This window comes from Virgibacillus sp. DJP39 (assembly GCF_049310925.1).
In the GTDB taxonomy this organism is placed as follows: domain Bacteria; phylum Bacillota; class Bacilli; order Bacillales; family Amphibacillaceae; genus Virgibacillus_F.
The window spans coordinates 1-10,186 of sequence record NZ_JBMERP010000101.1; the positions used below are offsets into that span (position 1 = coordinate 1).

Consider the following 10,186-nt stretch of genomic DNA (forward strand, 5'->3'; position numbering starts at 1 on the left):
TAATAATGGCCATATTAAAATAGAAAAAGGAACAGACGGCGGACCTGCACATGTCTCAATAGAACAGGTAATCAGTGATGTCCCAACCATTGCAATCGATTTTAATGGGAAATCCATTGCAATTAATCCGATATTTCATGTCAACGATCATAAAGTAACAAAAGACTATACCCTAAAGGATAATGACGTATTAGTAATAACTCAAGTAAAAACAATTCAAGACTTTCTTACTGCTCGAAGCTCTGAAAAGCTTCAAATGATGCAGCCATTTGTTGTTTACCTCAACAAGCAAAGGTTTGAAATTAAATCCGCGGAATCACAGCTTATTTTAAACGGAGAAACAGCTACTCTAAATTATAAACTCAAAAATGGTGACTCACTAACAATACGAAGCGCCGGTACACCAACAGTTTCTGATTTGATAAATCAAACAGAAAAAAAGATGACTGAATCTATTAAAATAATATTTAACGAAAGCGCCATCCATCTACAACAAGACTTGATACGCGTTAGCCGAAACAACCTACAACTAAGCGAAACTACCAAATTGAATCCAGGCGACCACTTAGAAGTAAAAGAACAAACAACAAAAGCCTTTATATTTCAAGATGTATTTAAGTATGTTGACATTGATATGGCAAAAGTAACTACCAATTTCCAGCTTTATAAAAACAATCAAGTAACAAGCTTTGATGAACAAATCAAGGATGGTGATACATTAAAAATCAGCTTTTAGATTAACGTTCGTTCAGGTTATTTTTCACCATACTAGTTTCATAGAAGACAATTTATAAGACAGAAAAGGGTAAGAGCAATACTCAGCTCCTACCCTTTCTCCATTTTATTTCTGTCTACTTCTTTTCTAATTCTTCAGCTGCTTCTTCAATAGCCTCTGCAACCTCTTCAGCTTCTTGTTCTGCAGTTTTCTCGTTTTTGTTTCTTTTCTCTTGAATCTTAGTTTGTACATTTTTTGTTAGCCCCTGAGTCTTCTCAGATAAGCTTTTGGTTGAATCTACTGCTTTATTCTTTAAATCTGATCCTTTTACGTATGCCTTATCCTTAAAATCAGAGCCTTTTTCGTACGCTACGTTTTTCCATTCACTTGCACGTCCTCTTGCATCAGTAGCGCCTTGGTTAAGTTCCCCGCGAAGTTCTTTCCCTGACTTTGGAGCATATAAAAGAGCTGCTGAAGCACCAACAATACCCCCGATTAAGGTACCAATAATAAAGTCTTTACTGTTAATGTTTTGGTTCTCCTGATTTCCCATTTTAAATTCCTCCTATTTTAGTAGTTATTCTTTTTCTTTTTCCATAGATCAAACATGGCTGTTCCCCACTTTACTGCTTGTGAAGCCTTTTCCTGATTTTGTTCAGCTGAAACTGAAACCTTAGTAGTGATCTTTCTTAGTGACTGATTAAAATCCTTTACTGTTTCACCAATTCCTCTTACTCCATCAAACAATCCGTTCAGTTTTGATGACTTTTGTTCAACGTCTTCAGCTAAGCGATTAGTTTTATTTAGTAAGGCAGTGGTTTCAGTTGTTATTCCCTGTAATTGTTTTTCTAAATCCTCAACAGTGTCAGCAACATTATTTAATGTACGTTGTGTTGCCTTTAATGTCATTGCCAAATATATTACTAACACTGCGAATGCTATTGCAACGATAATTGCAGCAATGTATAACAAATTTTCCATTCCCGGGGCCATCTCCTTTATTATGTATTTTTCATCTTGACCTAAGTTTTATTACTACAGACAATCCTATACTTTAGTAATACCCTTTTTTAACATGCATAAACATAACCACATTATGCCAATTGTATCATGAATTATCAAGATCATCTACATTTAGACACAAGTTCAAAAACACTAATGGGGTAATCATTGTTGACAGAAGATCTTTTTAATTAAGACTGTTTTCCAAAAAGATTATTGTTTTTGACACAAAATCTATAAACTGCGACATAACTCCTTTATTTATTTCCTACCACCATTTATTAGATTGGTGCTGATCCAGCGCTGCTGAAAAACACTCGCTTTCTTGGGGGACGCTTCAGCCTCCTCGGAGCAAAAACCGCTCCTGCGGGGTCTTCAGACTGTTCCTTTCCCACTGGAGTCTCGCATTTTTCCGCAGCTTAGATAGCTTTCTCTTCGGGGAGAAGAAGTCCCATGAACATCCTATGATTATTCCTAGTGAAGGCAGAATACGAAGACTCCTACGGGAACAGCGCGAGTCCGAAGACCACGGAAGAAGCGATCTTTACTTCTGAGGAGACTGAATCCGTGCCCGTGGAAAGCAAAGTATTCTGCCGGAACGGTGGCAAGAAAAATTCACTACGTCACAGTTTTTATCAACTACGGAGTCAAAAAAACCTAAAACTTAGGAAAAGAATCTTAATTAAAAACTAGAAAAGAGTCTACTGCTAAGTAGACTCTCGTATTATGCATTTTTTCTTTTGATTATAGGTTCATTTGGTAATTTAGATTCCTCATAGGCTTGTTGGAATTTTTGTATATCTCCGGCTCCCATGAATATTAACACACTGTCGGCATGCTTTGCTAAAACACCTGTATTATCAATGTCAAGTGTATTACTGTTTTCTACTAGTTTCTGCAAATCATTTATTGTGAGTTTCCCGGAATCTTCACGGGCTGAGCCAAAAATATCACATAAATACGTGTTATCAGCCAAACTTAAACTATCAGCAAATTCCTGTAGAAAAGTTTTAGTACGTGTATATGTGTGTGGTTGAAAAATAGCTACGACTGATTTTGATGGATATTTTCTTCTGGCTGCATCAATTGTCGCTGTAATTTCACGAGGATGGTGTGCATAATCATCCACTAAAATTTGATCTTCTACTTTTTTCTCTGTGAACCGGCGTTTAACACCTTTAAAAGTGCTTAAAGCCTTAATGTTTTTTGCCTTCATTCCTTCATAATGACATATTGCAATTACAGAAAGGGCATTTAGTATGTTGTGGTTACCATGCATCGGGATCATAAACGTATCATAATATGTGTTACGAACGAAGACATCAAAATTTGTTCCAGATTCAGATTCGACTATGTTCTGAGCCTGAAAATCATTTGTGCTTGATAAACCATAATATACTACTGGTACTTTTGCTTGGATTTCCTGTAACTGTTCATCATCACCACATGCAATTATTCCTTTTTTAACACGGTCTGCCATTGATTGAAATGCATCAAAAACATCTTCTATACTAGTGAAATAGTCTGGATGATCGAAATCAATATTTGTCATTACTGCATAATCTGGTTCATATTCTAAAAAGTGTCGTCTGTACTCACACGCTTCAAATACAAAATACTCACTATCTACATGCCCTTTACCAGTTCCGTCACCAATTAAATATGAAATTGGGTAGGTTTCACCTAACACGTGAGCTAATAGCCCCGTAGTTGAAGTTTTACCATGGGCCCCTGCTATTGCAACACTTGTATACTGCTTTAACCATTGTCCAAGAAATTCATGATATCTAAAAAAAGTAAGACCTAGTTCCTTAGCCTTTCTGATTTCAGGATGGTCATCAGAAAAAGCGTTACCCGCAATAATAGTTAATTCATCTTTGATGTTGTCTTCTGAAAAAGGAAGTATTAGGATATTTTTCTCTTCTAGTACATCTTGCGTATAGAAACGCTTTTCCACATCAGAGCCTTGCACTTTTTCACCTGAATCGTTCAGAATTTGTGCAAGTGCGCTCATCCCCGTTCCTTTAATACCAATAAAATGGTAAGTTGTCATAAAAAAGAACCTCCAAATAAATATATAAAAAACACGATTAACGATTAGCTTATAAATGTTGATATTATTTTATTATAGCAAAATATACCCATTAATAAAATGAATTATTTTCAAATGATACAGCTTATATGTTGTATTCAACTTTCTCTATTCGTGGATTAGGGCGATATCTTCTGCCTTCTTTTGCAGATGGCGTACCGTTTAGTAAAACATTATCTCCTGTAAACCCAATATTTATTTTGAGTAAGCTTCCACCTACCCCATACATGTCTACTGGAACACCCAACTGTTCAAAATACCTTATTCTTTTTTCTGTAAATCCGCCACTTGCGACTATATTAACATGAGGGTATCCTTCTTCATCCAAAGCATTACGTAAGGCAAAGATTAGCTCTGGGCTCACTCCTCTAGGGTCAAACGTTCCCATCAAATGATGATTCCTTAGAAAATATTTATCTACGAGTGTGCGTGAAGTATCAACACGAACCCCTTTTAAGTCTTTTCCAAATACACGTGCAACCTTTAATGCGTCTGTTATCACATCATTATTATAATCAACTAGCGCAACAAGATCATCTTCTGGATACATTTTATGATAAGCCTGAGAAGCCGCTACAACATCCCCACGAAACATTTGGATCATTGCATGAGGCATGGTGCCCATACCTTTTTTTCCCCACCATTCGTTCATAGCATGCGTAGCCTGTGCAGTAGAGCCACCAATGAAGGCTGAGTATCCATCTCCTGCTTGTTGTGTGAAATGGTCATCACGGTCTCCCATAAAAATAACCGGCTTTTGTTTTCCTGATGTTCGTGCTGCTTTTACGACATTATATACATTCGTTGCGACAGATGTTCTTCTTGCAAGAATACCATCAATTAGGCCTTCTAAAAACCCAAAATCCTGGTAAGGTCCCGCTACAGTCAAAACTGTTTCATATGGACTGATTTTATCTCCGTCTTTTAACGAATATATTTCTAATTTTTCGGGGTTGTTAGCGAAAGTATGTATAAGTGCTATCGCCTCGTCACTGCCACACAAGACGGCATCTTCTTTTTGAAAAAATTGCATGGTAACAAAATTATGTGGTAGCACCTTTTCAGCAATTTCTTTCGTTTTCAAAAAATAAACAGCGGAAAACCATCCTTCACTTATTCGTTCATCAAATTTAAACGTTTTATTAGTTAAACGTTTTATGACACCATTTAATTTTTCTTCAATTTCTTTCATATCATAGTTTCCCCTTAAGAAAAGTTCATTTATACCTTATCATATTAAACAAACTCATATTCCACAAGTAAAAAAGCAATTTTTTTCAATTTAATTGTATTGTTTCATACTATTCGTTACTGTTGATTTGCTGGGATGTTAGTAATATTTCTCTTGGCTTACTACCATTTTGTTCTGAAATAATTCCTTTCATTTCCAGGGTATCTATTAGTCTTGCTGCCCTGTTATAGCCTATTTTAAAATGCCGTTGCAATAAAGAAGTACTGGCTCCGTTTTGTTTTACGATGAATTTAATTGCATCGGAAAGTAATTCATCCTCATCTTCTTCATCTAGCATAACTTGTTCAAGTAATTGTTCTTGCTCAAACAAATAATCTGGAGGTGCTACCGAGCGAATATGTTTTGTCACCCGTTCGATCTCTTCATCAGATACAAAAGCCCCTTGTATGCGAACACTTTTTCCAGATCCATTTTCAACAAATAACATATCACCTTTGCCCAGTAATTTCTCAGCACCATTTGTATCTATAATTGTTCTTGAATCCACCTGCGAAGAGACACTAAAAGCAATTCTGGTTGGAATATTGGCCTTTATCAGCCCTGTAATAACATCCACAGAGGGCCGTTGTGTTGCAACTAGTAAATGCATTCCACAAGCCCGTGCTTTCTGAGCAATACGGCAGATTGAATCCTCAACATCCTGAGGTGCTACCATCATTAAATCAGCTAACTCATCAATTACAATAACTAAAAATGGTAGCTTTTCATTAATACGTCCGTGTTTTAACATCTTCTGATTGAATCGTTCAACGTCTCTTACACCTTCTTGAACAAATTTCTCGTAGCGTTCTTCCATTTCACTTACAGCCCACTTAAGCGCTATAGTTGCAGCTTTTACGTCTGTAATTACAGGTGACACTAAATGCGGTATTTCATTGAAAGGTGCTAGTTCAACCATTTTAGGATCTATTAATAAAAATTTAACATCCTTGTGACTAGCTTTATACAAAAGACTGATTAAAATAGTATTTATACAAACACTTTTCCCTGAACCAGTAGCGCCAGCAATTAAACCGTGTGGCATCTTCTGAATATTTGTTATCATAGGAGTTCCTTCGATATCCAACCCTAATGCAATGGACAACGGAGACGCACTATTCTTAAAAGCAGTAGTTTGAAAAATCTCCTGAAGACCTACCATTTGTGACGTTTGATTTGGAATTTCGATACCAATCGTGTTTTTACCAGGAATTGGCGCCTCAATCCGAATGTCACGTGCTGCCATATTCATTTTCAGATCATCACTTAGGTTTTTCACCTTGCTAACTTTAACGCCAATTTCCGGTTGCACCTCAAACCGTGTAACTGCGGGACCCTGTGTAGCATTCACTACTTTTGCTTTTACGTTAAAATGCTTTAACGTTTTTTCCAGGAGTTCTTGTTGGTCTCTGACCCAAAGCTGATCATTATTATTCTTTGGTGTCGGGTCATTCAACAAATGATTTGGAATTTCAAATCCATTGTTTGTCTCTTCATGATTTTGCTTTTCATGACTAGACTCTACATGATTAGTTGGTGTTTTAGGTGCAAATTCCTTAAATGTGTTGTACTTTCTTTTATCATTAGATGACATCAACACATTAAATGGCAGACTTCCAGGTTGCTTCGAATTACTTTCAATAGGATTTTTCTTTTCTTCCTTCTTTTTCTTCGCTCTAGTTTCTCTTCTGTTTTCAATTGGTTTTGAACGATTTTCCACTGTTGACGGATTGCTCTGCTCTGGACTCGTTCCTATTTGAGCTTCATATTCCGAGGTTTCTGCTGGTTTGTTTTCTACCTCTACAGGTGTCGTAAGTTCTTTTTCATTCAAATCAATCTCAACATCTGTTTTTTCTGTTTGGTGTTTCCTAATGAATGCAGGTACCTGATCAACTTCTTTTTCTTTTTTTCGTTGCTGGAATCCATGAATAGGTGAAGGTACCTGCGTAGGACGAAATGGTCCTTTTTCAGTAATTGTTTCTTCTTTTTTTGATTCATTGCTGGAATTATTGGTACGCTGTTGCGTACGTTTGCTATGTTCATTCTTTCTTCGCTGGTAAGCAGGAACTTCAGCCGGTTTATTCTGTTCAACCTTGTCAGGAATTACAGGAAAACGAAAAGATCTATTTTCCGGATATTGATAGATAACTTTTGTTTCTAAGTTATCATTGTTTTGCAAACTGTGCTTTTTTTGTTTATTTGATGTTTCACTATCTTCTTCATCAATTTCTTTGTAAAAAAGGTCCACTAACTTGTCTTTCCACCGACCCCACATATCTTTCACTCATTTCTATAATAAAAAGTCACTACATAATCATATTATCAGGTTTCCACAAAATTTGTAACAGGAAAAGCGAAGAGGGCTTGGTAGCGACGAAATGCGTAAACAAGAGACCGTAGAGCAAATGGTCCTATTGCTCGAAGTGTCTATTGTTTACGACACGAGTCGCTAGCCCTCGTAGCTAGACAGAAAAGCTAAGGCGACTGATCAGAAGCGGACGCATATGCAAGAAACCGTAGAACGCATGGTTTTCCGCGTTCGTAGTGTTAATTGCTTATGCGGCAGCTTCTAGGAGCCGTAGCTAGACAGAAAAGCGGAAGCGACTGGTTAGTGACGGACAAATAGATAGGACTGGGAACAGTACGTTGAACTTTACGTACGTTCATCAGGACTATCTATTTGCTAGTCACTGGTCGCTGCAGCTAGACAGAAAAGCGAAGGCGACTGATCAGAAGCGGACAGAAATAAAACAACCTATGTCATCAGCTTATGACCTAGGTTGCTCTTATTAAAAATTAAACGCTTCTCCAATTGTATACGTCTCGTCCAAAACGTAAATTCCTTTTTCTGTTGGTGCATTTGGGAGTCCTAATTCTTTTTGTGAGCATATCATACCGTTCGATGGTACCCCACGTAATTCTGTCGGTCGAATCTTGAGTCCACTAGGCATAACAGCACCAACCTTAGCAACGACAACCCTTTGGTTAACATCAACATTTGGTGCGCCACATACAATTTGCAGGGAATCCGATCCAACATCAACTTGACAAACATTCAATTTGTCTGCATCTTCGTGAGGTGTTTTCTCTTTTACATAACCAACAACGAAGGTTGGGCTTAAATCCCAATCTACTGAATCATGTAAATTATTTTGTTCAAAAAGGTTTTTAATCTTATCATGCAATTCTTCAGAAAGCACTAGTTTTCCTGTTGTTTCAAGGTTAAAATGCTTAGATGCATGGAAGATGTTATAGCCTAAGACGTTTCCTTTTTCATCGGTAATTTTTGTTATGTCTCCATATGATTCTTGTCTAACTTCATATCTATCCCCATCATCAAATGGGATAATCAAGACATCACCAATTCCTACTGGATTATAAAATACATCCACTTGCGTTCATCCTTCCCTATTGTTTTTCTGGTCTGTTTTTTGCAAGAATAAATACTGGTTCAAGTTTCTTTTCATCATAAATAAATGATAACGATGTAATTGGAATTCTGCCTTCAGCAAAAAACTTCATTGTCATCTGTGCTAATATATCATACCCTGTTTTGTTTTGTATGTCAGCAAAAATCAGTACATCCTGGTGTGGAACTGCGACTGCCAGCTCACCTTTAGCATTTGCTTTCATTTCTTCTAAAAAGGCTTCATTTAAAATACGGCTGGCATCATAGCCATCCTGATGGGCGACAAAGTAAAAGTCATTTTCCGCCACACGGTCTTTTTTCATATCTATTTTCAGGGAACGAAGGTTAAATGTCGCTATTTCATTTAATCTCTCAAGTGAAAATCCTTCTTTTTCCATCAATGGTTCATCAATTAATCGGTAAGACTTCCCTAAGTCCAGCGCATAGTAAACACGAGTCTCTGCTGTATGGTCTCTACATATTAATTTTTCTCCAGCCTTCGTTTCTGTTGGAAACGAGGTGGCTCGGATTACTGGAAAAATATTTTTTTCCATGCCTGTTAATTGATGCTCTTCATTCATTATTCGTAAAGCTTCTGTTACATGTTCTACTAACTCTATAATGGCATCCTCGCCACGTTGATTGTACTTTCCCACAACATTTGGAATCGTAATGGCCATACCTTTTTTTGTTTCTTTCCATTCTACTCGAAATGTATCCTTATCACGATTATAAGACGTATTGTATTCCGGATTAGACAAACGATCCTCTAATATCTTCTTCATCTTTAAACTCGTCATTTTCATTTTGGTGCCTCCTCTAAAATACTATGCTGATACTCCTTGTATAAATTTAATGATTTCCTCTTTAGTCTTGCGATCCTTGCTTACAAACCTACCAGCTTCTTGTCCATTTTTGAATGCTATAAAGCTTGGTATTCCGAAAACATCATAATCCTGACATACTTCAATAAACTGATCCCGGTCAATTAAGACAAATTTATATGTTGGAAATTCATTTTCAATCTCAGGTAATGTTGGTTCAATAACCCTGCAATCCGGGCACCAGTCAGCTGAAAACAAAGCTATTATATTGTCATTTTTTATCAAACTATCCAATTGCTCTTTCGTTTTAAGTGTTTCCATATTATCATCCTCCACTATAAGCATAGCTTTGTTTTCAAATCGTTTCAAACTTCAAGTTTTTTTGGAAAACAAAAGCTATTCCACAATTAAGGAATAGCCGAAAAATTTACTTAGAATTAATCGCAGTATCCACACTTGGCTCTACAATGGATCGGGCAATTTTCATCATGTCTTTCGCGTCCTCATCCATCGAAGACTTTTCTGTATACGTAGTGATTTTTACGCCACCAATCCCAGCCTGCAACTCATACTTTCCATTTTCACCAGGCAGAACTCTTATGTAGCCAAATTTATTTTTTTCCTTAAAAGAATTGATAATTAGTGCCTTACTAAGTTTTGCCGACGTATAATTTAACTTACTGGATGGTTTTTCAAACTTGTTGTAAAAAACAATATACGTTTGGTCATCGTTTTGTAGGATCACATTATTTGCCGAATATTCTAGTATAGACAAACTTTCTGGAAGAAAAAATGAAAAGTGTTCAAGTCTTTTATTGTCTTTAATTTCATCACTTGATTTGAACGTTTTTTCTGCGACCTCTTTGGTATCTTTAAGCACTTCCTCTTCCGTTTTCATACTGCAGCCTGCTAA

9 protein-coding genes and 1 pseudogene are annotated in these 10,186 nt (G+C 36.7%); 1 reads left to right on the plus strand and 9 read right to left on the minus strand.

Annotation, left to right across the window (positions count from 1 at the left end):
* Positions 1-736 (plus strand): annotated as a pseudogene (locus tag ACOI1D_RS19445) (hypothetical protein); the annotation flags it as partial.
* 115 nt (positions 737-851) lie between these two features.
* Here the strand turns inward: ACOI1D_RS19445 and ACOI1D_RS19450 are convergent.
* The 9 genes from ACOI1D_RS19450 to ACOI1D_RS19490 all read right to left on the minus strand — a co-directional run.
* Positions 852-1,268 (minus strand): YtxH domain-containing protein, encoded by a 417-nt coding sequence (locus tag ACOI1D_RS19450; protein WP_422503616.1) that lies wholly within the window; start codon positions 1,266-1,268, stop codon positions 852-854.
* A gap of 17 nt (positions 1,269-1,285) precedes the next feature.
* A complete protein-coding gene (locus ACOI1D_RS19455; protein ID WP_422503617.1) occupies positions 1,286-1,696 on the minus strand; it encodes a DUF948 domain-containing protein in 411 nt (136 codons plus the stop codon).
* A 745-nt stretch (positions 1,697-2,441) separates the two neighbouring features.
* Complete coding sequence (murC, locus tag ACOI1D_RS19460) at positions 2,442-3,770, minus strand: UDP-N-acetylmuramate--L-alanine ligase (RefSeq protein WP_422503619.1); 1,329 nt, start codon at positions 3,768-3,770, stop codon at positions 2,442-2,444.
* A gap of 124 nt (positions 3,771-3,894) precedes the next feature.
* A complete protein-coding gene (locus ACOI1D_RS19465) occupies positions 3,895-5,001 on the minus strand; it encodes a nicotinate phosphoribosyltransferase (protein ID WP_422503620.1) in 1,107 nt (368 codons plus the stop codon).
* Between the two features lie 109 nt (positions 5,002-5,110).
* Positions 5,111-7,315, minus strand: coding sequence for a DNA translocase FtsK (locus ACOI1D_RS19470; protein WP_422503628.1), 2,205 nt, complete (start codon positions 7,313-7,315; stop codon positions 5,111-5,113).
* A gap of 514 nt (positions 7,316-7,829) precedes the next feature.
* Positions 7,830-8,432 carry a YtpR family tRNA-binding protein gene (gene ytpR / locus ACOI1D_RS19475; RefSeq protein ID WP_422503622.1) on the minus strand — a complete coding sequence of 201 codons (603 nt, stop codon included), beginning with the start codon at positions 8,430-8,432 and terminating at the stop codon, positions 7,830-7,832.
* Between the two features lie 16 nt (positions 8,433-8,448).
* Positions 8,449-9,255, minus strand: a complete 807-nt coding sequence (locus ACOI1D_RS19480; protein ID WP_422503624.1) for a DUF1444 domain-containing protein — start codon at positions 9,253-9,255, stop codon at positions 8,449-8,451.
* A 21-nt stretch (positions 9,256-9,276) separates the two neighbouring features.
* Positions 9,277-9,594 carry a thioredoxin family protein gene (locus ACOI1D_RS19485; protein ID WP_422503626.1) on the minus strand — a complete coding sequence of 106 codons (318 nt, stop codon included), beginning with the start codon at positions 9,592-9,594 and terminating at the stop codon, positions 9,277-9,279.
* A gap of 106 nt (positions 9,595-9,700) precedes the next feature.
* A partial coding sequence (locus tag ACOI1D_RS19490) for a hypothetical protein (protein ID WP_422503627.1) occupies positions 9,701-10,186 on the minus strand: 486 nt, incomplete at its 5' end.